The sequence below is a fragment of the Nonomuraea sp. NPDC049129 genome, assembly GCF_040648495.1.
Lineage (GTDB): Bacteria > Actinomycetota > Actinomycetes > Streptosporangiales > Streptosporangiaceae > Nonomuraea.
The window spans coordinates 50,247-73,067 of record NZ_JBEZDU010000039.1; the positions used below are offsets into that span (position 1 = coordinate 50,247).

20 protein-coding genes are annotated in these 22,821 nt (G+C 71.3%); 10 read left to right on the forward strand and 10 right to left on the reverse strand.

Going from position 1 to position 22,821, the window contains the following annotated elements; genetic code table 11:
- Positions 1 to 20 precede the first annotated feature (20 nt).
- Positions 21 to 1,232 carry a cytochrome P450 gene (locus tag AB0B64_RS56090; protein WP_358203535.1) on the forward strand — a complete coding sequence of 404 codons (1,212 nt, stop codon included), beginning with the start codon at positions 21 to 23 and terminating at the stop codon, positions 1,230 to 1,232.
- A 21-nt stretch (positions 1,233 to 1,253) separates the two neighbouring features.
- On the opposite strand, the gene AB0B64_RS56095 is transcribed toward AB0B64_RS56090, so the two are convergent.
- Positions 1,254 to 2,177, reverse strand: coding sequence for a TauD/TfdA family dioxygenase (locus AB0B64_RS56095; protein ID WP_358203540.1), 924 nt, complete (start codon positions 2,175 to 2,177; stop codon positions 1,254 to 1,256).
- Positions 2,178 to 2,389: 212 nt separating this feature from the next.
- On the opposite strand from AB0B64_RS56095, the gene AB0B64_RS56100 reads away from it, so the two are divergent.
- The gene (locus tag AB0B64_RS56100; RefSeq protein WP_358203546.1) at positions 2,390 to 2,938 is read left to right on the forward strand and encodes an EF-hand domain-containing protein; all 549 of its coding nucleotides are present in this window, start codon (positions 2,390 to 2,392) and stop codon (positions 2,936 to 2,938) included.
- A gap of 10 nt (positions 2,939 to 2,948) precedes the next feature.
- A complete protein-coding gene (locus tag AB0B64_RS56105) occupies positions 2,949 to 3,392 on the forward strand; it encodes a cupin domain-containing protein (RefSeq protein ID WP_357956845.1) in 444 nt (147 codons plus the stop codon).
- An 8-nt stretch (positions 3,393 to 3,400) separates the two neighbouring features.
- Here AB0B64_RS56105 and AB0B64_RS56110 read toward each other — a convergent pair whose 3' ends face one another.
- A complete protein-coding gene (locus AB0B64_RS56110; RefSeq protein WP_357956847.1) occupies positions 3,401 to 4,126 on the reverse strand; it encodes a TetR/AcrR family transcriptional regulator C-terminal domain-containing protein in 726 nt (241 codons plus the stop codon).
- Positions 4,127 to 4,247: 121 nt separating this feature from the next.
- Here AB0B64_RS56110 and AB0B64_RS56115 point away from each other — a divergent pair, with 121 nt between their 5' ends.
- Both AB0B64_RS56115 and AB0B64_RS56120 read left to right on the forward strand, forming a co-directional pair.
- The gene (locus AB0B64_RS56115; protein WP_357956849.1) at positions 4,248 to 4,841 is read left to right on the forward strand and encodes an NAD(P)H-dependent oxidoreductase; all 594 of its coding nucleotides are present in this window, start codon (positions 4,248 to 4,250) and stop codon (positions 4,839 to 4,841) included.
- Positions 4,842 to 4,847: 6 nt separating this feature from the next.
- Positions 4,848 to 6,425 carry an MDR family MFS transporter gene (locus AB0B64_RS56120; protein ID WP_358203557.1) on the forward strand — a complete coding sequence of 526 codons (1,578 nt, stop codon included), beginning with the start codon at positions 4,848 to 4,850 and terminating at the stop codon, positions 6,423 to 6,425.
- Between the two features lie 14 nt (positions 6,426 to 6,439).
- On the opposite strand, the gene AB0B64_RS56125 is transcribed toward AB0B64_RS56120, so the two are convergent.
- The 4 genes from AB0B64_RS56125 to AB0B64_RS56140 form a co-directional block, all read right to left on the reverse strand.
- Entirely contained in the window at positions 6,440 to 7,621 is a 1,182-nt protein-coding gene (locus tag AB0B64_RS56125; protein WP_357956853.1) for an Ig-like domain-containing protein, read from the reverse strand.
- A gap of 160 nt (positions 7,622 to 7,781) precedes the next feature.
- A complete protein-coding gene (locus AB0B64_RS56130; RefSeq protein ID WP_358203564.1) occupies positions 7,782 to 9,998 on the reverse strand; it encodes an ATP-dependent RecD-like DNA helicase in 2,217 nt (738 codons plus the stop codon).
- A gap of 135 nt (positions 9,999 to 10,133) precedes the next feature.
- Positions 10,134 to 10,547 (reverse strand): hypothetical protein, encoded by a 414-nt coding sequence (locus tag AB0B64_RS56135; protein WP_358203569.1) that lies wholly within the window; start codon positions 10,545 to 10,547, stop codon positions 10,134 to 10,136.
- 258 nt (positions 10,548 to 10,805) lie between these two features.
- The gene (locus AB0B64_RS56140) at positions 10,806 to 11,009 is read right to left on the reverse strand and encodes a hypothetical protein (RefSeq protein ID WP_357956859.1); all 204 of its coding nucleotides are present in this window, start codon (positions 11,007 to 11,009) and stop codon (positions 10,806 to 10,808) included.
- A gap of 246 nt (positions 11,010 to 11,255) precedes the next feature.
- Here AB0B64_RS56140 and AB0B64_RS56145 point away from each other — a divergent pair, with 246 nt between their 5' ends.
- The 4 genes from AB0B64_RS56145 to AB0B64_RS56160 all read left to right on the forward strand — a co-directional run bounded on the left by AB0B64_RS56145 (position 11,256) and on the right by AB0B64_RS56160 (position 18,125).
- A complete protein-coding gene (locus AB0B64_RS56145; protein ID WP_358203576.1) occupies positions 11,256 to 11,618 on the forward strand; it encodes a hypothetical protein in 363 nt (120 codons plus the stop codon).
- Positions 11,619 to 11,768: 150 nt separating this feature from the next.
- On the forward strand, positions 11,769 to 13,316 hold the full coding sequence (locus AB0B64_RS56150; protein ID WP_357956863.1) for a hypothetical protein: 1,548 nt from the start codon (positions 11,769 to 11,771) through the stop codon (positions 13,314 to 13,316).
- An 18-nt stretch (positions 13,317 to 13,334) separates the two neighbouring features.
- Complete coding sequence (locus AB0B64_RS56155) at positions 13,335 to 14,675, forward strand: serine hydrolase domain-containing protein (RefSeq protein WP_358203591.1); 1,341 nt, start codon at positions 13,335 to 13,337, stop codon at positions 14,673 to 14,675.
- Positions 14,676 to 14,891: 216 nt separating this feature from the next.
- Entirely contained in the window at positions 14,892 to 18,125 is a 3,234-nt protein-coding gene (locus AB0B64_RS56160; RefSeq protein WP_358203596.1) for a BTAD domain-containing putative transcriptional regulator, read from the forward strand.
- A gap of 72 nt (positions 18,126 to 18,197) precedes the next feature.
- Here the strand turns inward: AB0B64_RS56160 and AB0B64_RS56165 are convergent, their stop codons facing one another.
- From AB0B64_RS56165 to AB0B64_RS56175, 3 genes are read right to left on the reverse strand one after another with little or no spacing between them, the layout of a single operon-like run.
- Positions 18,198 to 19,007 (reverse strand): ABC transporter permease, encoded by an 810-nt coding sequence (locus AB0B64_RS56165; protein WP_357956869.1) that lies wholly within the window; start codon positions 19,005 to 19,007, stop codon positions 18,198 to 18,200.
- Positions 19,004 to 19,951, reverse strand: a complete 948-nt coding sequence (locus AB0B64_RS56170) for an ATP-binding cassette domain-containing protein (protein ID WP_358203603.1) — start codon at positions 19,949 to 19,951, stop codon at positions 19,004 to 19,006. The genes AB0B64_RS56165 and AB0B64_RS56170 overlap by 4 nt, the downstream gene beginning before the upstream one ends.
- Before the next feature lie 48 nt (positions 19,952 to 19,999).
- Positions 20,000 to 20,854 carry a LysR family transcriptional regulator gene (locus tag AB0B64_RS56175; RefSeq protein WP_357956873.1) on the reverse strand — a complete coding sequence of 285 codons (855 nt, stop codon included), beginning with the start codon at positions 20,852 to 20,854 and terminating at the stop codon, positions 20,000 to 20,002.
- Between the two features lie 70 nt (positions 20,855 to 20,924).
- Between AB0B64_RS56175 and AB0B64_RS56180 the strand changes: the two genes are divergently transcribed.
- Positions 20,925 to 21,644, forward strand: coding sequence for a hypothetical protein (locus tag AB0B64_RS56180; protein ID WP_357956875.1), 720 nt, complete (start codon positions 20,925 to 20,927; stop codon positions 21,642 to 21,644).
- Here the strand turns inward: AB0B64_RS56180 and AB0B64_RS56185 are convergent.
- On the reverse strand, positions 21,592 to 22,806 hold the full coding sequence (locus AB0B64_RS56185; RefSeq protein ID WP_357956877.1) for a hypothetical protein: 1,215 nt from the start codon (positions 22,804 to 22,806) through the stop codon (positions 21,592 to 21,594). The genes AB0B64_RS56180 and AB0B64_RS56185 overlap by 53 nt on opposite strands.
- Positions 22,807 to 22,821: the final 15 nt, after the last annotated feature.

A 22,821-nucleotide genomic window follows, 5' to 3' on the forward strand; every position in this document is an offset into this window, starting at 1 on the left:
GTGAGCAGAAGGGCGCCGCCATGACCGCCGAACCCGTCCCCCGTTACCCCTTCGACCGGACCGAGGCCCTGCAGCCGCCGCGGGAGTGGGCCCAGTTGCAGAGCGGGTGCCCCGTGGCGCACGTACAGCTGCCCAGCGGCGACACCGCCGAGCTGGTGACCCGCTATGACGATGTGCGCACGCTGCTGACCGACCCGCGGTTCAGCCGCGGCGGCGCCGAGGCCGCGCGGGTGTCCACCACCGCCGACGGAGGGATCTTCGCCCGCGGTATGGCGAGCGGGAGCATGATCGCCGGGACCGGGCATCGGCGATGGCGGCGGCTGCTGACCCCGTCGTTCACCATCCGCAAGATCGAGGCGTGGCGCCCGCGGGTGCAGCGGATGGCCGATGAGCTGGTGGACGGCATGCTGGCCGGTGGCTCCCCGGCGAACCTGTCGCGCGAGCTGGGCCTGCCGCTGCCGGTGCAGGTCATCTGCGCGCTGGTGGGGGCGCCGAGTGAGGATCAGGACAAGTTCGCGTACTGGTCTCAGGTGATGCTGACGCTGACCCGCTATGAGCAGTCAGAGGTGGAGAAGGCGTACGAGGAGTTCGGCGCGTATGTGTCGGATCTGGTGGATGACAAGCGTGCGGCGCCGGGCGATGACATGCTCAGCGAGCTGACGCAGATCTCCGACAGCCAGGACGGGCGGCTCAGCCACGAGGAGCTGATCGCGACCGTGCAGGCGCTGCTGCTGGCCGGGCACGAGACGACGTCGAACATGATCGCCATCATGGTGGCGATGCTGCTGTCGGAGCCGGGGCGTTACGCGGCGGTGGTCGAGGACCCGGAGCTGATCCCGGGCACGGTCGAGGAGGTTCTGCGGCTGGACAGCACGCTCAGCGTGGTGGGCATGCCGCGGGTGGCGACCGAGGAGGCCGACTTCGGCGGGGTGCGGGTCAGCGCGGGCACGACGCTGATCCCGTGCCGGCCCGCGGCCAACCGGGATCCGCGTAAGTTCGCCGATCCCGACAACTTCGACGCGCGCCGCGACAACGCGGGCCAGCATCTGGCGTTCGGCGCGGGGCCGCACTTCTGCCTGGGTCAGCCGCTGGCCCGGATGGAGCTTCAGGTCGTGCTCGGCACGCTGGCCCGGCGGCTGCCGGGGCTGGGTCTGCGGGATGCTCCCGGTGATCTGCGGCTGCGTACGGGGTTGTTGTCCGGGGGGCTGCAGGACGTGTGGGTCACCTGGTGACCAGCGGCCTGCTTGGGCGTCTCAGCCGGTGGTGAACCACAGGCGGATGAGGTGGCGGCGCTGCGGCTCGGGGTGGTCTTCGTAGGCGGTGCGGCCGTGCAGGAGGAGGTGGTTGTTGAGGAACTGCATGTCGCCCTCCCGCAGGTCCATGGTGAGCACGAAGCGGGGGTCGTTGGTCAGCCGGTCGAGCAGGTCCATCGCCTCGCGCTGCGCCGGGGTGAACGGCGGCACGCAGGCGCCGCGCTGGGCCGAGCGCAGGTAGTCGGGCCCGTAGGAGAACGACACCCTGCCGTCCTGGCCCAATGTGCACAGCGGTTTGGTGTAGAAGCTGTCGGGGCCGTCACCGGTGCGCCGGTCGTGCCACCACGGCTGGTAGAGCACCTCGGCCAGGTCGGGGCGGGTCCGGACGACCTCGTTGTGCACCGCCACGGAGCTGACGATGACGCTGAGGCCGCCCGACTTGGCCGGCCGCACGCACAGCAGGGCGACGACGTCGGTGGGGTCGCTGTGGAAGCCGAGCCGCCCGTTGTGCTGGTAGCTGCGGGTGCGTGGCTGGGAGGGGTCGGCGCCGGTGTCTCGTACGTGCACCAGCGGCACCGGGCCGGGTCCTTGTGGGACGATTGCGCCGATGTGGCAGCCGAGGCCGAGTCCGGCGATCTCGCGCTGCCGCTCGCTCATCTGGCCGACGGGCACCCCTTGGAGCAGGGCGAACCCGTGACCGTTCACGATCTCCTCGCGCACTCGCCGCAGGAGCGGCCCGAGCGTCGGCAGCGGGAAGCCGTCCGGGGTGATCTCCTGCGGCGCCGGCCCGGCCGCCTGCGCCGCTCGTACGGCGCCGAGCACCTCGTGCCGATGCTCCTCGCTGAGCGCGACCCTCCATGGGTCGCTGTCGCGGATCTCCGCCGCCAGCCATTGGCCGGGCCCCAGCATTTGTGCGATCGCCATGGTGGCCACCTCTCCGCTCGTCGTGGTTCTTGGACTCACCCTGTCGTCCTTGCTCTTGCGTGGCACCCCCTCATCGCCCACGGCGCAACCGCTTCACCCACAGCGCAAGCGCTCTGAAGGTCCTCCTCCGGTCGATTGCAAAGAGTGATTGTTCATAACTTTAAGTAGTGTTACAGTGCGGGTGCCGGTTCACCGCCTCCCGAAGGAGCGCCATGTCCGTGCCCGATGTTCTCGCCCGGAAATTCGACAAGAGATTCACCTTGTACGACGCCGATGGTGACGGTGTGCTCACCAGGGACGACTTTCAGATCGCGGCCACGAGGTTCTTGGCGGCGTTCGGCGTGCCGGCCGACTCCGCCAAGGGCCGGGACGTGGTGGCCGCCTACGCGAGCATGTGGAACGCCCTGATCCACAGTGCCGACGACGACAACGACGGGCACCTGTCGCGCGCGGAGTTCACCGCCTACCTGGCCGGCCAGGAGTTCCGCACCAGCGGCTACGCGGCGACCGCGGGCCGGATCGCCGAGTCCGTCCTGACCGTCTGCGACATCGACGGCGATGGCCGGATCTCCTTTGAGGAGTTCGCCGCCATCCCCGGCATCTGCTCCCTGACCGAGGCCGAGCGGCGTGAGGTCTTCGACCGGCTCGACACCGACGGCAGCGGGCATCTGGACATCAGCGAGATCCACGCCGCGCAGCGGGACTTCTACGCCAGTACCGACCCGGGCGCGCCCGGCAACCTGATCTTCGGCCGATTCTGAGGAGCCAGAGGTGGAGCATCCCCCGCAGCCGGACGGTCACTGCCGTGTCATCCGGTCCGCTTTGATGTATGAGGGCAAGCAGCATCTGCAGTTCTTCGCCGGTATCGCCGCCGAGACCGTGGGTGCGCGCAATATCTGCATGCACCTGCAGACCATTCCTCCCTCGGGCAGCGGCCGGGCTCATAAGCACGACCATCACGAGACGGCCATCTACGTCATCAGGGGCGCCGTAGGTGCCTGGTACGGCGAGAATCTGGAGCACTACCTGCAAGCGCGTCAAGGGGAGTTCATCTACATCCCCGCCAGTACGCCGCACATGCCGGTGAATCTCAGTGACAGCGAGCCCGCCGAGGTCGTCCTGGCGCGCACGGATCCGCGCGAGCAGGAGAGCACGATTCTTCTGCCCGACCTGGAGAGCCGACGGCCTCCTGTTGACGGTCTCGGGGCCGGCTGAGCTGCGACTCAGATGGCCAGGGTGGTCGCGATGCCGTCGAGGACGTAGGTGAGGCCGGTTTCGAACTGCCACTGCGCGTCGTCCTTGCGGGTGGCGGTTTGAAGGTAGCGCTGGAAAGTGGGATAGCGGCCGGTCCGCATGTGCCAGATCATCTGCGGTGCCAGTTCGGAACGCAGTTCGTCGCCGTCGGACCAGCCTTGTTCGTGCATGAGGTTGCGTACGGCGCTCTCGTCGTTCAAGGCGCCCTGGACGTAGGCGTCCACGGCGCGGAAGACGCTCATCATCGCGTCGGCGTCCAGGCCCAGGCCGTCCAGCGCTGACAGGGCCTGCTCGGCGACTCTCATCCTGTTGGGCGTGAGCGAGAGCCTGGCCTGTGGGGGCAGCTGTGCCAGCCACAGGTGCCGGAGCATGAGGTCGCGGGTGCGCAGCGCCAGGGTCCGCATGCTCTCGCGCCACTCCCGCTCGGCTGGGAGGTGAAAGCCGGCGTAGACATGGTCGACCATCAGCTGCAGGAGATCGTCCTTGCCTGACACGTGGCGGTAGGGCGCCATGGGGGCGACGCCCAGTTCGGTGGCCAGGCGGCGCATGGTGATGGCCTCCAGGCCTTCGGCGTCGGCGATCTCGACCGCGGTCATGGCGATGCGCTGCGGGGAGAGCGTCTGTCGCTGCGCGGGGGCGGGAGCTTCCAGGCGCTCCCAGAGTGATGCGCGCGGCTTGTCGTTCTCGATGGCCATGGTGTGGGGCTTCCCTCCAGCTGGTCGTGCGATACAACGTATCAAAAGTAGACAACGTACACAGGGATGTGTACGTTGTATCTCGCTCGGATACGCCGTACACACAAGGAAGTGCCCCTCCATGAACGACAACCACCTGAAGATCGCGGTCATCCTCGGCAGCACCCGCGAGGGCCGATTCGGCACGGGCGTGGCCTCCTGGGTCGTCGACCACATCGCGCGGCGCGCCGACATGAGCGCCGACCTCATCGATCTGGTCGAAACCCCGCTGCCCACCGTTTTCCCCGTGCTCGGGCAGCCGCCGGCCTCCCAGGAGGCCAAGGATCTGCTCGCGGCCGTATCACCACGGCTGGCGGCGGCCGACGCTTTCGTCATCGTCACCCCGGAGTACAACCACAGCTTCCCCGCGCCGCTGAAGAACGCCATCGACTGGCACTCCAGGGAATGGCACGCCAAGCCGGTCGGCTTCGTCTCCTACGGCGCCTTCTCCGCCGGGCTGCGCGCGGTCGAGCACCTGCGCCTGGTGCTGGCCGAACTGCACGCGGTCACCATCCGCGACGGCGTCGGCTTCCAGCGCGCCTGGGAGCAGTTCGACGGGGAGGGAAGGGCCGTCGATCCGGCCGCCGACACCGCCGCCACGACCATGCTCGACCAACTCGCCTGGTGGGCGCACGCCCTGCGCGAGGCCAAGGCCATCCGGCCCTACGCCGCCTGAACCGCGATGAACGACCGCTTGCCCTACCTCGCGGTGTTCGGCCTGTTGCTCGGTATGTTCCTGGCCATGCTGGACGGCCTGATCGTGGGTACCGCGCTGCCCACGATCGTGGGCGACCTCGGCGGGCTGGACCACCTGCCATGGGTGGTGACCGCCTACATGCTCGCGGGCGCGGCCACTACCCCGATCTGGGGCAAACTCGGCGACCTGTACGGCCGCAAGATCACCTTCATCGCCGCGATCGCGCTCTTCCAGGCCGGCTCCGTCCTGTCCGGCCTGGCCCGGGACATGGGCCAGCTCATCGCCTTCCGCGCCGTACAGGGCCTGGGCGCGGGCGGGCTGATGGTCGGCGCGCTGGCCATCATCGGCGTGCTCGTACCACCACGTCACAGCGGCCGCCTGCAGTCGATGATCGGCGTCATCATGCCGATCGCCTACGTCGGCGGCCCGCTGGCCGGCGGGCTGCTCACCGACTACCTGAGCTGGCGCTGGACCTTCTACGTCAACCTGCCCTTCGGCGCCGTCGCCCTGCTGATCATCGCCACCCGTATCCATCTGCCACCGATCGAGCGCGTCAAAGTCCGCATCGATTACGGCGGTGCGGCCCTGCTCACCACCGCCATCGTGGCCCTGACCCTGCTGAGCAGCTGGGGCGGAACCACCTACTCCTGGTTCTCGCCCCAGATCCTGGCCCTCGCCGCCGGCGGCGTTCTCGCCCTGGCCGCCTTCGTGGCCGTCGAACGGCGCGCCGCCGAGCCGGTCATCCCGCCCCGCTTGTTCCACGACCGCGACTTCACCCTCGCCCAGATCCTCAGCTTCCTGCTGGGCGCGATCATGCTCAGCGTGACCAACTACCTGCCGCAGTACATGCAGTTCGTGCAGGGAACCTCACCCACGCTCAGCGGCATGCTGCTGCTGCCCCTGATGTTCGGCATGCTCGGCGCGCAACTGATCACCGGCCATCTCATCAGCCGAAATGGCCGCTACCGCCGCTATCCGATCCTCGGCGGCGCACTGACGATCGCCGGGACTCTGGCCCTGCTGCTGCTCGAGGCCGGCACTGCGGCGGCGGCGGCCTCGGCGCTCAGCCTCCTCGTCGGGGCCGGGATGGGTCTGGTGACGCAGAGTACGACGCTGATCACGATGAACAGTGCCGACCCCCGGGACATGGGCGCCGCCAGCGGGACGCTCACCCTGCTGCGCACCATCGGCGGTTCGCTGGGCATCGCGCTGCTGGGCGGCCTGTACGCGGGGAACATGCGGGCCGACCTCAGCGCCCGTCTCGGCCCGGCGGCGGCCGAGCGGCTGACCGCGGGGGGCGAACTCACGCCCCACCTGCTGCCCGACCTGCCCGCTGCGGCCGGCGAGGCCGTGCGAGAAGCCGTCACCAGCGGCTTGCACGGCCTGCTCATCGGCGCCGCCGTTCTCGCGTTGATCGCCTTCGCGGCGTCCTGGCTCGTCCGCGAAACTCCGCTGCGTGAGCATCCGCCGGCCCGGGCGGAGCCCGCCGTGACGGGGCCTGAGCAAAGGGAGCGGCGGGATGGCGGTGAGGCGGCCCGCTTGTCCGCCGAGAAGGCGACATGAGCCAGGCGGCCCGCCTACAGGGCGCTGCCCTTCTTCCACTTGGAGAAGGGCAGCTGCCAGAAGCCCCAGCCGTTGTTCCATTCCAGGTCGCGGGTGGTGCCCTTGATGTCGACGACGTCGCCGCGCTGGAAGTGGTTGTAGAACCACAGGGCCTGGTCGGGGCGGGAGTTGATGCAGCCGTGGCTGACGTTGGAGCGGCCCTGGGCCCAGACGTTGTCCTTGGCGTGGACGTACTCGCCGGAGTTGGAGATCCGCACGGCGTGGTTGATCATGACGTCGTAGTAGCCGGGGTCGCCCTTCTTGCGGCCGGGGGAGATCATGCGGACCGGGTTGCCGCGCTCCATGGTCAGGTGGACGCCGGAGGTGGTGGTGTACTCGCGGGTGGTGGCCATGCCGGCGCTGATGCGCATCGTCTGCACGCGCTTGCCGTCGCGGTAGACGTACATCATGTGCTTTTTGGTGTCGACCTTGCTGATCACGCGGGCGCCGATCTTCAAGGTGGTGGCGGAGTCCTTGACGCCGTACATGCCCTTGCCGCCCTTGACGCCGGTGAGGCGGGCGTTGAAGGTGACCTTCTGGTGGGCGGGCCAGTACTTGGCGGTGCGGTAGATGACGGTGGTGTCGTTGATCCAGCGCCAGGCGCCGTCGACGGGCTTTTGCGCCTCGACCTCCAGGGCGCGTTCGACGTCGGCCTTCTCGCTGACGGGCTGGTTGAAGGTGACGATGATCGGCGCCCCCACGCCGACCGTCTCCCCCTTGGCGCTGGGTGTGACGTCGATGACCTGCAGTTCGCGCTCGGGCTTGAGCGTCTTGAACGTGCTGGCGGCGCTGGTGACGCCGGCCTTGGCGCTGACGTTGTAGGAGCTGGAGGGCAGCAGGGTGCCCTTGGAGACCCATTTGGTCTTGTCGGCGTTGAAGGTGCCCTCGACGCTCTTGCCGCCGCCTTCGGCCGTGACCTCTTCCAGGGTGCCGCCGGCGGCGGTCACGACGATCTTCTTGTCGGGGCTGATCTTCGAGCTGCCCTCGGCGGGTGAGATCTTGATCGTCGGCGCTTCCGGGGTCGCGGAGGTGGTCGCCTTGGCCGCGTCGGCGTTGCCCGGGGCGGGGGGAGTGCTCGAGCAGGACGCGGTCAGTGCCGCGGCCGCGAGCAGGGCCATGCCCGTGACGGGCGTCCTCCAACCGGGCTTGACGTTCAAGTCAGTCCTCTCCCCCATAACAGCAAACTCAATGCCAAAGACCTTAATGCTCCTGCATGTAAGACGCGGAGGAGTTTGGGATAGTTCGGTAACATTTAAATCACTTGTTGCTGGGAACCCCAGGTCAGCCGGGCGCAACAGGAGTAAAGGGGCGAAACCCTCAGTGCTGGGCCAGGCGGTGGGTCAGGCTGGTGTGGCGCCGCCCGGCCCCCTTGGTCCGTACGGCCTGCGCCAGCGCGCGCCGGGACCCGACGATGACGACCAGCCGCTTGGCGCGGGTGATCGCGGTGTAGAGCAGGTTGCGCTGCAGCATCATCCAGGCGCTGGTGGCCAGGGGGATGACCACGGCCGGGTACTCGCTGCCCTGGGAGCGGTGGATGGAGACGGCGTAGGCGTGGGCCAGCTCGTCCAGCTCGTCGAAGGCGTAGTCGACCTGCTCGTCCTCATCGGTGGCGACGATCAGCTTCTGCTCGTCGGGACGGATGTCGACGACGATGCCGACGGTGCCGTTGAACACCCCGGCCGCGCCTTTTTCGTAGTTGTTGCGCAGCTGGGTGACCTTGTCGCCGACGCGGAAGACGCGCCCGCCGTAGCGGCGTTCTGGCAGGTCCTCGCGCGAGGGGGTCAGGGCCTCCTGCAGCGCGATGTTGAGGGCGCCGGCTCCGGCGGCGCCGCGGTGCATGGGGGCCAGCACCTGGATGTCGCGCCGGGCGTTGAGGCCGAACTTGCGCGGGATGCGCCGGGCCACCACGTCGACCGTCAGCGCCGCGATCTCCTCCGGTTCCTCGCACGGGAACAGGAAGAAGTCCGTCATCTTCTCCAGCTTGGGGTGCAGGCCGGTGTTGACGCGGTGGGCGTTGACCACCACGCCCGACTCCTGCGCCTGGCGGAAGATCTGCGTCAGCCGTACGCGGGGGATGTCCTCGGCGGCCAGCAGGTCCTTCAGCACCTCACCCGCGCCCACCGAGGGCAGCTGGTCCACATCCCCCACGAACAACAGGTGCGTGCCGGGCGCGACCGCCTTGACGAGCTTGTTGGCCAGCAGCAGGTCGAGCATGGAGGCCTCGTCGACGACGACCAGGTCGGCGTCCAGGGGGTTGTCGCGGTCGAAGGTGGCATCCCCGCCGGGCCGCAGCTGCAGCAGCCGGTGAACGGTGGTCGCCTCATGGCCGGTCAGCTCGGCGAGCCTTTTCGCGGCCCGGCCCGTGGGCGCGGCCAGGATCACCTTGGCCCGTTTGGCGCGGGCCAGCGTCACGATGGAGCGCACGGTGAAGCTCTTGCCGCAGCCCGGCCCGCCGGTCAGCACCGCGACCTTCTCCGTCAGCGCCAGCCGTACGGCCTGACGCTGCTCAGCGGCCAGGTCCGCGCCGGTCTGGCCGCGCAGCCACTGCTCGGCCCGCTCCCAGTCGACCTCGGCGAAGGCGGCCAGCCGGTCATGGCCGCCGCGCAGCAGCGACAGCAGCGCCGAGGCCAGCGACAGCTCGGCCCGGTGGAAGGGCACCAGGTAGACCGCCGGCACGATGTTGTCGCCGGCCGGGATCTGCTCGCGTACCACGCCCTCCTCGGCGACCAGCTCTTCCAGGCAGCCGGCGACCAGGTCGGCGGGCACCTCCAGGATCTTGACGGCGTCGCCGACGAGGTTGGGGGCGGGCAGGTAGCAGTGGCCGTCGTCGGCCGCCTGGGACAGCGTGTAGCGCAGCCCGGCCTTGACCCGCTCGGGGCTGTCGTGCGGGATGCCGACCGCCTGGGCGATGGTGTCGGCGGTCTTGAAGCCGATGCCCCACACGTCGTCGGCCAGCTGGTACGGGCGGCTCTTGACGACGGAGATGGAGCTCTCGCCGTACTGCTTGAAGATGCGCACCGCGATCGAGGTGGACACGCCGACACCCTGCAGGAAGATCATCACCTCTTTGATGATCTTCTGTTCCTCCCAGGCGGCGGCGATCAGCTTGGTCCGCTTGGGGCCCAGGCCCGGCACCTCGACCAGCCGCTCGGGCGCCTGCTCGATCACCTCGAGGGTGTCGGTGCCGAAGTGGTCGACGATCCGCTCCGCCATCTTCGGGCCGATGCCCTTGATCAGGCCGGAGCCCAGGTAGCGGCGGATGCCCTGGATGGTGGCCGGCAGCACGGTGGTGTAGGACCACACCTCGAACTGCTTGCCGTACTTGGGGTGGGAGGTCCAGCGGCCGCTCAGCCGCAGCGACTCCCCCACCTGCGCGCCCAGCAGCGGTCCCACCACGGTCAGCAGCTCGGCGCCCGACCGCTCGGTCGCCACCCGCGCGATCGAGTAGCCGGTCTCCTCGTTCGGGCCGTAGGTGAAGCGTTCGAGGACGGCGTCGAGGTGGGTGGCGGGGAGATTGGCCGGACCTTGCTTCACCGAAGAAGTCTCTCCCTGTCCCTGGGCGTTCTCCGGCCCAAGAATAGGGCAAGGGGCGGGTGGCCTCGTGCCCGTGCGGGCATAGGGGCCGCGCGTCGCGACGCCTATGCCCGGGGATCCTCTTCGGGACTGGAACTAGGGAGCCGGGTCTCCAGGCTTTTCTCCCTTGCAGCTGCTGGAGAATATCTTTCCGGTCTTGAGGTTGACGCACCTGGTGCAGGCGGTAGCGGCCTCGTCGAGGTCTCCCTTGCAGAGGATGCCCTCTTGCTTCGGCTTCTCGGGCGCCTTTCCTGGCGAGCCCATGCTCTTGTCCTCGCAGTAACTACGCGTGTATCCGCCCTTCTTCGACTTGCACCACAGGCACTTCTTGTTCTTTCCCTCCAGCCATTTGCACGGCTTGCCGGAGCTTGTCGAAGTGCAGTGGGTGAGCGAGGTGGATGTGGCGTTGCCGCCGAGGGCGCGGGCCTTGTCAGGCTGGGCCAGTGCGGCCGCGGAAGGGACGATGGCGGTCGCCACCAGGGCCCCGGTAACGAATATTTCTTTGAGCACGAGACCACCCCCATTGTGTGTCTCTCGCTTTCCCTCCCATCGTGACATGGCGCGCTCGGCAATAGTCAAGACGTGCGCCAAGATTTATCGAGCGCCGGCCGGGCCCTTTTTCCGGAACATGAAACATTTGATGTGTATTTCTTGCGGGGGTGCTGGGGATGTTGACCGGCGTATTTTGGTCTCGACGCGTATATTATTCATTCCACTACTATCGCTGTTGGCGATGGCTTGACCGTGGATGCGCATCTGCCGCTCTCATTAGGCGACCCGCCGGAAGACGACGACCGCCCGGTAGCCGGTGCCGCGCTCCGTGTCGGACTCGGCCTCCGCGCTGATGACGTCCAGTTCGGAGTGGGGCCCGAAGAAGTCCAGGGCCTGGGTCCTGGCCTTCTCCCTGATCTCGTCCGGGGTCGCTCCGCTGACGGTGACGCGCAGCGTGAGCGGGAACCGTATGTCACTCATGGCGGCCTTCCTTCGCAGAGGAGTGATCACTTTTGAGCCTAACATCAGGCCATCGCCGACATGCAGGCATGTAACTGCATATTGACGGGTCCGCGGCTCGAACATGATTACCCATCGACACTCACGGTAGTGCTGTGGATACTCTTCGTGTAGGCCCTGGCTCCCTGGATCACCCCACTTCGACCGCGGGTTCGTGCTGCCCGCGGGCGGAGCGGGGGTGATCCAGGGAACAACTCAAGGAGAGCGATGCACAAGAAGTCCCTCGCCCTGGCCGTCCTCCTCACCGGTGCGTGCGTGGCCACAGCCACCGTCGTCACCGCAGCCAACGCCACCACCGCACCCGCCGGCCAGCCCCACCACGCCTCCGCGCTGCCGCCCGGATACCAGCTGGTGACGCTGCCCAACGCGAACGTGCCCAACTTCCAGCGCCGTACCCTCTACTGCCCCGGCGCCAAGAAGGTCCTGGGCGGTGGCGGCGAGGCCCGCGGCAACGGGGCGATCCTCGTCGGCTCCTTCCCCACCGATGACGGGCGCGGCTGGATCGTCCTCGGCCGCCAGATCGGCTACAGCGACGTCGGCATCAGCGTCTTCGCCATCTGCGCCGACTGACCTGCCGCATCATCCGGCCCCGGTCGCTCGCCGACCGGGGCCGTTCCCATGCCCGCCCGTTCGCAGGTCCGCCGCACGCCGTCGCCACAGAGCACCGGTGAGAACATCTGGGCCTTCCAGCCGCGCCCGCCGCCCTGTAGGAAGCCATGCATGAGCGACGATGTACGCGTCACCATCGAAGCGGTCCCCCGCGCCGGGCTGAGCGCCGGGCAACTGCGCCAGGCCGTGGCCGCCCACCCGGGCGTCCTGTCCGCGCTGGAGGTCGCCGACGCCGACCGGCTGATCATCGGCCAGGCTCCGGCGCTCGGCCACGACCCCGGCCAGGACGCCCCCTTCCGCGCCACCGTCTTCGACCCGGTGGGCAACCGCGCCGTCGAGCTGCGCGGCACCCTGGACCGGCCGGAAAGCGCCGAGGTCCGGCCCAGCGCCCACCGGCCGCCGCCCAGCCACGACGAACTGCTCGCGGCCGCCGACGTCCTGCGCGCCGACCCGCACTTCCCGCCGGGCGACAACGTGATCGTCTACCGGCCCATGCCGCCTCTGGCCGACCTGGACAACCCCGACGGCACCACCGTGCGCCGCCCCACCCTGGGCATCTACACCCCCGGCGAGCCCACCGGGGTACGCCACCGCATCGTCGCCGTCGACACCGCCGCCCGCACCGTCGACTGGACCCCGGCCGGCATCGACGTGCGCATGCACCACGACTGCGAGCACACCGTGCCCGAAGGCGTCACCCCCCTGGCCGACCACGGCGGCCCCGACCAGGTGCGGGTACGCGTCCTGCGGGGCGCCGACGAGCTGTGGAACCTGCTGGTCGTGCGGCCGCGCGCCTCTGCCCCGCAGAACCCCGGCGCCGGATCGGGCGTGGAGCTGCGCGAGGTGCGCTACCGGGGCCGGTTGGTGCTGCGCCAGGCGCACGTACCCGTCCTGAACGTCGAGTACGAACAAGGCACCACCTTCCGCGACGACGCCTCCTCCGAGACCCGCTTCTCGGCCACCGGCACCGACCCGGTCGGCTGGGGCTGGCGGCTGTGCGACAGCCCGCCGCGTACCATCCTGGAACGGCCCGACACCGACGCCGGCGGCTTCCAGGGCGTGGCCTTCCACCACGACGGCGACGAGCTGCGCATCGTCAGCGAGCTGCAGGCCGGCTGGTACCGCTACGCCAGCGACTGGCGGCTGGGCGACGACGGCACCATCAGGCCCCGCTTCGGCTTCGCCGCCACCGCCAACCCGATGACCTGCATGGTGCACCGCCACCACGCCTACTGGCGCTTCGACTTCGACATCGAAGGCTCCGCCAACGACATCGTCGAGCAGATCGACCAGGGGCCGATCATCCCCGAGCCGGTGCCGATCGTCCGCGAGACCACCCGCCGCCGCGCCCCCGGCCGCTACTGGCAGGTACGCGACAAATCCTCAGGGCGCGGCTACCAGATCCACCCCGGCCCCTTCGACGACACCGCCGACTCCTACGGGGTCTCCGACCTGTGGTTCCTGCGCCACCACGCGGCCGAGCTCGACGACGGCAACCCCGGCCCGCGCGACCGGGCCGCCATCGGGCGCTTCCTCAACAGCGAGAGCATCGACGCCACCAACGTCGTCGTCTGGTACGCCGGCCACTACTACCACGACCAGGCCCACCCCCAGCCGCACCAGGGCGAGCTGATCGGGCCGGAACTGCTGCCCATCTGAGCACTAGGCTTGGCGCCCATGAGTCAGGTGGGTGAGACGACGGCGCGGGCGCTGCTGCGCAGGCTGGCCGTCGAACAGGCCGAGTGCAGGGTGCCGTCGCTGACGGCCGCGATCGTACGCGAGGGGAGGCTGGCCTGGTTCGGCGCTCGCGGCTTCACCGGCCCCGGCGGCGGGGCGGCCCCCACCGCCGATACGCAATACCGGCTCGGCTCGATCACCAAGAGCATGGTGGCCGTCGTGGTCATGCGGCTGCGGGACGAAGGCCGCCTCGACCTGCTCGACCCCCTGGCCAAACACCTGCCCGGCACCCCGTTCGGCGAGGTGAGCTTGGCCCAGCTGCTCTCCCACACCGCCGGCCTGACCGCCGAACCGCCCACCGGCTGGTGGGAGCGCACCCCCGGCCTGCCGGCCGGTGACCTGCTGGCCCTGCTCGGGCCGCAGCACGCCAAGCACCGGCCCGGCCGCCGCTTCCACTACTCCAACATCGGCTACGGCCTGCTCGGCGAGCTGGTCGCCCGGCTGCGCGGCATGCCCTGGCTGCAGGCTGTACAGCAGGAGGTCCTTCAGCCGCTCGGCCTGTCGGCCACCACCGAGCGGCCGCGCGCCCCGCACGCCACCGGCTACGCCGTCCACCCGTGGGCCGAGGTGGTGCTGGCCGAGCCCGAACACGACGCCGCCGCCATGGGGCCCGCCGGTCAGCTGTGGTCCACGACCGCCGACCTGGCCCGCTGGGCGGCGTTCGTGGCCGGGGACACCGGCGGCGTCCTGTCCCCCGCCACGCTGGCCGAGATGCGCGAGCCCGCCACCGTCGACGACGGCGACGCCTGGACCTCCGGCTACGGGCTCGGCCTGCAGCTGACCCGGCACTCCGGACGCCGCCTGGCCGGTCACACCGGGTCCATGCCCGGCTTCCTGGCCACCGTGTGGGCCGACCCGGCCGACCAGGTGGGCGTGCTGTTCCTGGCCAACACCACCAGCGGCCTCAGCTACAGCCTGCCCACCGACCTGCTGGACATCCTCGACGAACACGAGCCCCGCCTGCCCGAGCAGTGGCGGCCCGCTCCCGCCGACCCCGCCCTGCTGGCGCTGACCGGGTTGTGGCACTGGGGCCCCAAGCCGTACGCGTTGCGGCTGCTGCCCGACGGCGGCCTGGCGCTCACGCCGGTGGGCGGGGCGGGCCGGTCCTCCCGGTTCGTGCCGCAGGAGGACGGGACCTGGCTGGGGCTGGATGGCTACTACGCCGGTGAGACGCTGCGGGTCGGGGCCGATCACCTCGACCTCAACACCTTCATCTTCACCCGCGAGCCCTACGACCCGCAGGCGCCCGTCCCGGGCGGCGTGACGGACTGGCACGCCTGACCTCGTTACCGCCCGCGCCGCCCGCCCGCCCGCGCCCGCGCCCGAGCCCCTGCCCCTGCCCGGGGCCGGGGCCGGGGCCGGGGCCGGGGCCGGGGCCGGGCGCCTGCTCCTGCTCCTGCTACGGCCCGGCTCGTTCGGTGGAGCCGGTTCGGTCCAGCTGGCTCGGTCCCGGCCGGCTCGGCGAGGTGACGGCGGTCAGGTGGCAGCATGGTTCCTGTGCGTGTGGCAATCTTGGGGCCGCTGGACGTCGAGTCCGCCGCCATCGGCGGCGCCCGGCTGCGCCTGCTGCTGGTGCGCCTGGCGCTGGCGGCCGGGCGCACCGTCACCGTCGAGGAGCTGGCCGAGGCGTTGTGGCCCGACGAGCGGCCCGCGGACCCGGGCAACGCGCTGCAGTCGCTGGTCTCCCGGCTGCGGCGGGCCCTGCCCGACCCGTCGGCGCTGGTCCTGGAGCCCGGCGGCTACCGGCTCGACGCCGTCACCGACGTAGCGGAGTTCGACCGGCTGACGGCTCGGGCGCGCGGCGAGAGCGACCCGGCGGCCAGGGCCGGGCTGCTGCGCGAGGCGCTGGCCCTGTGGCGGGGGCCGGCGCTGGGCGAGGTCGCGACGGCGCCGTTCGCGACCGGATACGCGGTACGCCTGGAGGAGGCCCGGCTGACGGCCATCGAGGACCGCGCGGAGGCCGACCTGACACGCTTCACGCGACAAGGCGCGGGGCCCACCCAGGGCAGCGTCACCCGGCATCGCACCGACCAGGCCGAAACCACTCAAGGCACGGCGGAAGGCGGGGGCACGGACGGCGAGTTGGGCGGGCTGTTGGCGGAGCTCGGGGAGCTGGCCGCGCGTCATCCTCTGCGCGAGCGGCTGCACGCCACCCGCCTCAAGGCGCTGCACGCCGCCGGGCGCCGGGCCGAGGCGCTGGCCGCCTACGAGGACCTCCGGCGCGCTCTGGCCGAGGAACTGGGCGCCGATCCGGGGCCGGAGCTGCGCGAGATCCATCTGAGGCTGTTACGGGCCGAGCCGGTCCGCCGCCCCCGTACCAACCTGCGTACCCCGCTGACCAGCTTCGTCGGCCGTGCCGCCGAGATCGCCCAGGTGAGCGCCCGGCTGGGACACAGCCGCCTGGTGACGCTCGTCGGTCCGGGCGGCGCGGGCAAGACCCGGCTGGCCGCCACGATCGCCGCCGCCCTCCTGAACCAGGCCGAACACCGAGGCCGCCCCGCGAACGGCTCCCCCTGCGGCGACCGGCCGCCGACGCCGGACGGGGAGCCGGGGTACCCGGGGCCGAGCGCGGTGTGGCTGGTGGAGCTGGCGCCCGTGAGTGATCCGGCCGACGTGGCGCAGGCGGCACTGGCCGCGCTCGGCCGCTCGATCGTGCCGGCCGGGCCCACCGCGCCGCCCGACACCATCGACCACCTGGTCGAGCCCCTGTCGGCCGGTCATGTGCTGCTGGTGCTCGACAACTGCGAGCACCTCGTCGAGGCCGTCGCCCGCCTGGCCGACGAACTGCTCGGCCGCTGCCCGCGGCTGCGGGTGCTGGCCACCAGCCGTGAGCCGCTGGGCATCGTGGGCGAGGTCGTCACCCCGGTCCCGCCGCTGCCGGCCGAGCCGGCCGTGCAGTTGTTCGGCGACCGGGTGGCGGCGGCCTGTCCGGGGCTGGTGCTGGATCAGGGCCTGGTGCGGGAGGTGTGCCGCCGGCTCGACGGATTGCCGCTGGCCATCGAGCTGGCCGCGGCCCGGCTGCGCGCGCTGAGCCTGCACGAGCTGGCCGTACGCCTGGACGACAGGTTCGTGCTGCTGACCGGAGGCAGCCGTACGGCGCTGCCCCGCCACCAGACGCTGCGCGCGGTGGTGGCGTGGAGCTGGGACCTGCTGGAGGAGCCGGAGCGGCGGCTGGCCGAGCGGCTGGCGGTGTTCGCGGGCGGGTTCGACCTGGCCGCGGCCGAGCACCTGGGCGGCACGCTCGACCTGGTGGCGGCCCTGCTGGACAAGTCGCTGCTGCAGGCGGCCGACGGCGGCCGTTACCGCATGCTGGAGACGATCAGGGAGTACGGCCTGGAACGGCTGGCCGGCAGCGGCGAGATCGGCCCGGCCCGCGTCCGCCACGCCGCCTACTTCCTGCGGCTGGCCGAGCTCGCCGAGCCGCATCTGCGCGGGCGCGAGCAGCTGACCTGGATCGCGCGACTGCTGGCCGAGCATGACAACCTGCTGGCCGCGCTGCACTTCGCCGTCGACCGGGGTGATGCCGACACGGCGGTACGGCTGGCGGCGGCGATGGGCATCTTCTGGACCTTCCGCGGCAACCGGCAGGATTCGGTTGGCTGGATGAAGCTGGCGCTGGACGTGCCCGGGGACGCGCCGCGGCAGGCCAGGCTGATCGCCTCGGCCACCTTCCTCATCAACGGCGCGCTGGCCGGCGGCGACGCCACGGTCGGGGCGGCGGTGGAGGAGCTGCGCCGCATCGCCGAGCTGTCGCAGCAGGAGCTGTCCCATCCGGTGCTGGCGATGCTCGGGCCGGCGCTGGCGCTGTTCACCGATGACAGCGAGTTGGGGCTGGCCGAGGTCGAGCGGCGCCTGTCCCATCCCGACCAGTGGGCGCGCGGGATGCTCCTGACGGTCAGGGCCGCCATGAAGGAGAACGACGGCGACATGCGCGGCTCCCGCCAGGACCTGATCGCCGCCGCCGCGCAGCTACGGGAGGTGGGTGAGCGGTGGGGGCTGTCGATGGCGCTGATGTCGCTGGGCGAGGCGCACGCGATGTTCGGCGACTTCGACGACGCGCTCGCCTCGATCCTGGAGGCCACGGCGTTGGTGCGGCAGCTCAACCCCGACCTCGACCCCGGGCATCAGGTGTGGCAGGCCACGATCCGCATGCGCAAGGGACAGGTGGAGCAGGCGCGTGCCCAGCTGCGCGAGATGACCGAGCAGCCGCACCGCGACCAGTCGCCGCGCAACGCCGCGTTCGCCCACTCCGGGCTCGGTGACCTGGCGCGGCTGGAGGGCGATCTCGAGACGGCCGCGCGCGAGTACGAGCGGTCGGCCGCCACGCTGGAGTACGCCTCGGCGATCGCGCCGCAGTTCCGGGCGCTGGTGATGATCGGCCGGGCGCATCTGGCGCTGGCGATGGGCGACCCGGCGGCGGCCGAGCGCTACATCGGCCAGGCCGCCGAGCTGAGTCTGTCGGCCAGGGACATGCCGGTGCTGGCCCGGGTGGCGGTGGCGGTGGCGGAGTCGAGGGCGTTTGGCGGCCAGCCGGTCGCGGCCGCCCGGACGCTGGGCGCGGCCGAGCAGTTGCGCGGCGCGCCCGACGCGTTCAACCCCGAGGTGGCCCGCCTGTCCGCGCGGCTGCGCGCCGAGCTCGGCGATGGCTACGACGCCGCCTACGCGGCGGGCCGGAGCCTGGACCGGCCCGCCGCGCTCAGCCTGGTACACGCCCCGGCCGCGCCACCGTAGCGGCCGGAGAGCATCGAAGCGGCCGGCTCAGCGCAGCGGGCAGCGGCCGGGGACGCCTGTACAGCGGCTGGGTCAGGCGCGGCGGCGGTAGGCCGCGACGGCCAGGGGCGCGAAGATCGCCAGGAACACCAGCCCCGACACGAGCGTCCACACCACCGAGGCGCCGGCCGGGCCGCCGAGCATCAGCGCCCGGGATGCCTCCATGGCGTGGTTGACCGGGTTCACCTCCAGCCAGGCCCGCAACCAGCCGGGCAGCGTGTCCTTGGGGGTGATCATGCTGGTGCCGAACGTCAGCGGGAACAGCACCAGGAACGAGGTGCCCTGCACCCCGCCGGGCTCGCGCATCAGTACGCCCAGCAGCACGAACGCCCAGCTCAGGCAGAAGGAGAAGAAGATCGTCAGCAGGCAGGCGGCCAGCGTCGGCACCAGCCCGGTGTGGATTCTGAACCCCAGCGCGGCCCCGGCGCCCATCAGCACCACGATCGCCACCACATAGCGGATCAGGTCGCCCAGGACCGAGCCGATCAGCGGCGCCGAGCGGGCGATCGGCAGGCTGCGGAAGCGGTCGAAGACGCCCTTCTTGATGTCGGTGTTGAGGCTGACGCCGGTGGCCATCCCGCCGAACATCACCGTCTGCACCATGATCGCGGGCAGCAGGAACTGCAGGTAGTCCTCGGTGGAGCCGGACACGGCGCCGCCGAGCAGGAACACGTAGACGATGAGGAAGACGATCGGCTGCAGGGTGACGTCGATGAGCTGTTCGGGGGTGCGCAGGGTCTTGACGACGCTGCGCCCGGCCAGCGCGAGGCTGTGGCGGACCAGGCCGAAAGGGCGCGCGTCCAGGCGGGCGGGGGCGGCGGTGCGTTCGGCGGTGAGGGTCATGCCGCGTCCTCCTTGTCGGCGTGGTGGCCGGTCAGGGTGAAGAAGACCTCATCCAGGCTCGGCAGGCGCAGCGACAGCTCGGTGACCGCGATGCCGGCGGCGTCAAGGCGGGCCACGATCTCGGTGAAGGCGGCGTCGCCCTCGACGGGCACGGTGGTCACGTCGCGGCCGGGTGATTCGGCGGGGCGGCCCGCGACGGCCGAGATGATCTCGGCGCTCTCGCGCAGCCTGGTGTGGTCGGCGGGCCGCACCAGCACGGTCTGTCCGCCGACGACGTGCTTGAGCTCGGCCGGGGTGCCGTGTGCGATGACCTTGCCGTGGTCGATGACGGAGATGTCGTCGGCCAGGGCGTCGGCCTCCTCCAGGTATTGGGTGGTCAGCAGGACGGTGACGCCGTCGGTGACCAGGCGGCGGATGATGTTCCAGACGTCTTCGCGCTTGGCGGGGTCCAGGCCGGTCGTGGGCTCGTCCAGGAAGATCACCTCGGGCCGGCCGACCAGGCTGGCGGCCAGGTCCAGGCGGCGGCGCATGCCGCCGGAGTAGGTGGCGGCGCGGCGGTCGGCGGCCTCGGCCAGGCCGAAGTCGCTCAGCAGCCGGGCGGCCCTGGCCTTGGCGTCGGGGCCGCGCAGGTCGAGCAGCCGGCCGATGAGCACGAGGTTCTCGGTGCCGGTCAGGTCCTCATCCACCGAGGCGTACTGGCCGGTCAGGCCGATCATGCGGCGCACTTGGGCGGGGTGGCGGACGACGTCGACGCCGCTGACGCGGGCCTGGCCGGCGTCGGGGCGCAGCAGGGTGGCCAGGATCCGTACGGCGGTGGTCTTGCCGGCGCCGTTGGGGCCCAGCACGCCCAGGACGGTGCCCCGGCGGGCCGATAGGTTGATGCCGGCCAGGGCGGTGGTCGTGCCGAAGCGTTTGACCAGCCCTTCGGCTTCGAATGCGTTCATGCCCGACATCGTGGGCGGCGGCGCTGACAGCTCGCGCACAGATCGCTGTCACGGTGACAGGCGCGCCGCCAGGTCGGCGGCGGGGCCCGGCGGCAGGGTGGCGTGCAGCAGTTCGACGCGGTGCACCAGCCGGGGAGCCACCAGCGGCACGCCGCGGCCGGCGGAGGCGGGCAGCAGCGTCAGGCCGTGGCCGGCGGCGACCAGGTTGAGCACGGTGTGCACGTCGTCGCCGGTGTAGTCGAGCGCGGGCCGGAAGCCGTCGCCCAGCAGGTCGCGCAGCCGCTCCAGCGGGCACAACGTCGTCTGCAGCCAGTGCGCGTCGACCAGGTCGGCCAGCCGCAGCCCCGCCCGGCCCGCCAGGGGGTGGTCGCCGGGCAGCGCCACGACCAGGCCCTCCTCGGCCACGCCCACCGTGGTCATCGGGCCGACCTCGGGCAGGCGCAGCGGGTCGTTCGGCGCGGTGATCCCGTCGGCCAGGCCCGCCTCGGCCCTGCCGTCCGCCACCTGCCTGGCCACCTCGTCCCTGCCGCAGGTGCGTACCGTCACCCGCAGCCGCGGCTGCGCCGCCCGCGCGGCCGCCAGTCGTAGGGCCAGGACCGAGTTGAGCGCCAGGGGCGTGGCGGCCAGGGTCAGGCGGTGGGCGGGCAGTGCGGCGGTGCGCAGCACGTCGGCCCGCGCGGCGCGGATGCGCAGCAGCAGCGGCCCGGCGTGCTCCAGCAGGCGCAGGCCGGCCTCGGTGGGCGCGACCGGGCGGCGGTGCAGCAGCGGCAGGCCCAGGTCGCTCTCCAGCGCGGCGATCTGCTGGGAGATGGCCGACTGGGTGTAGCCGAGCCGCTCGGCCGCGGCCGAGAAGGAGCCCGCCTCGGTGACGGTCACGAACGTACGCAGCAGATGAGGGTCCATCAGTGTTTCTTATAGCATGTGCAGACATCATCGTTGGTGCTTAAGCGGTGGTCCGCCGCACCATGGAGGCATGAAAATCGCCCTGGTCGGAGACCGCTCGCCCAGCGTGCGCGCGCACGCCCGCATCCCGCTGATCATCCAGGCGCTGCGTGAGCGTGACGGCATCGCGCTCGACCCGTACTGGATCCCCTCCACCGACGCCCACGACGACGCCCTCGAACGCTTCGACGGCATCTGGATCGTGCCCGGCAGCCCGTACCTCAGCGAGGAAGGCGTGATCAGCGCCGCGCGCACCGCGCGCGAGCGCGGCATCCCCGTGCTGGGCACCTGCGGCGGCTTTCAGCACATGCTGCTGGAGTACGCGCGCGGCGTGTGCGGGCTCGACGTGGCGCACGCCGAGAACGAGCCGGACGCGCGTGAGTTCCTGCTGCTGCCGCTGGAGTGCTCCCTGGCCGGCCACGAGGGCCTGGTACGGCTGAGGCCCGGCTCGCTGATCGAGCAGATCATCGGCTCCCCCATCACCATGGAGGCCTACAGCTGCTCCTACGGCCTCAACGAGGCGTACAAGCACAAGCTCGTCGAGCACGGGCTGGTCTTCTCCGGGCACGCCGAGGAGGGCATGGTGCGGGTGGCCGAGCTGCCCGGCCACCCGTTCTACCTGGCCACGTTGTTCCAGCCGGAGCTGTCCGGCGACGGCAGCCGCCCGCACCCGGTCATCTCCGCCTTCGCCGCCGCGATCAGCCGTAGGACGGCTCGGCGTGCCGTACCTCACGCAGGCCGGGCAGGGTGATGGCGCCCAGCCGCGCGCCGGTGCGCGGCTCCAAGCGCAGGACCTGCTCCCCCGCGCCGGCCAGCAGCTCGCCGTTCAGCCAGGCCAGGCCGTGTGCCTGGCCGGGCAGGTCCCATACGCCGGCGGGGGTCAGGGTCTGGCCGTCGGCCGACAGCAGCCGCTTGCCCGCCGCCAGATAGGCGCGGCCATCCGCCGCCACCGCGTACGCCTCGCCGTCGCCCAGCCGGCCCAGCAGGCCGCCGCGCTTGATCGTCAGGTCGTCGGTGGAGGCGACCACGATGCGGCCGGTGGAGGCGTCGAAGACGTACAGCCGCCGAGCCTGGGTGTCCAGCGCCATCGCGTGGGCCGCTGGCGGGCCGAGGCCGAACGGTTCGGGCAGGTCCAGGCAGTAGGCCCAGCGCTGGTCCAGGCTGAGCACGTGGACGAAGGCGTGCACGCCGGGGCTCAGGTCGTGGCCGGCGATCAGGTCGCGGGTGTGCAGGTGTTCGTCCTGGTGGGTGTAGAGGGTGTAGAGGGTGGCCAGGTCCGGGTCGTGCACGGCCTGGCGGCCCTTGCCGCGCATCTCCTCCTCCTTCGACAGCGGCACGGGCTGCTTGGCGCGGGTCAGCAGCGGCGTCATCCGGCCGGCGGCCAGGTCGTACATGCGCACGCGGTAGCGGTCGGGATGTTCGGGCGGCAGGTGGTCCAGGACGTACATGACCTGGCCGTCGCCGGAGAAGGCCTCCGGTTCGATGTTGCCGTCGAGCTGGAGCGTCCGGTTGCCGCCGGCGCCGGTCAGGGTGAGGGTGGTACGGCTGCGGGGGCCGGGTTCGGGGCCGAGGGCGACGAGGTCGCCGGAGACGGCCTTGATGCGCCGGCCCGGGGCGCCGGCCAGGTCGCGCTGCTCGAGGAGGTGGCCCGTGGTGGCGTCGTAGGTGCGCAGCCGGTCGTGGTCGATCTGGTAGAGGCGCAGCCAGCGGGGGCCGGGCACCGCGCCGGGGTAGGTGGCCGTCACCGCGCCGGTGGACAGCTCGACCAGGGACAGCCCGGCGGCGGTCTCGGCGAGCAGCCTGCCGCGCGGGGCCGGGGGCGCCGCCTTGGGGGGCGGCTGGGTGGTGGCGCAGGCCGATACGGCGGCCGCCGCGCCGAGCGCCAGGGCTTGGCGTCTGGTGATGGTGCTCACGTCTTCCCTACACCG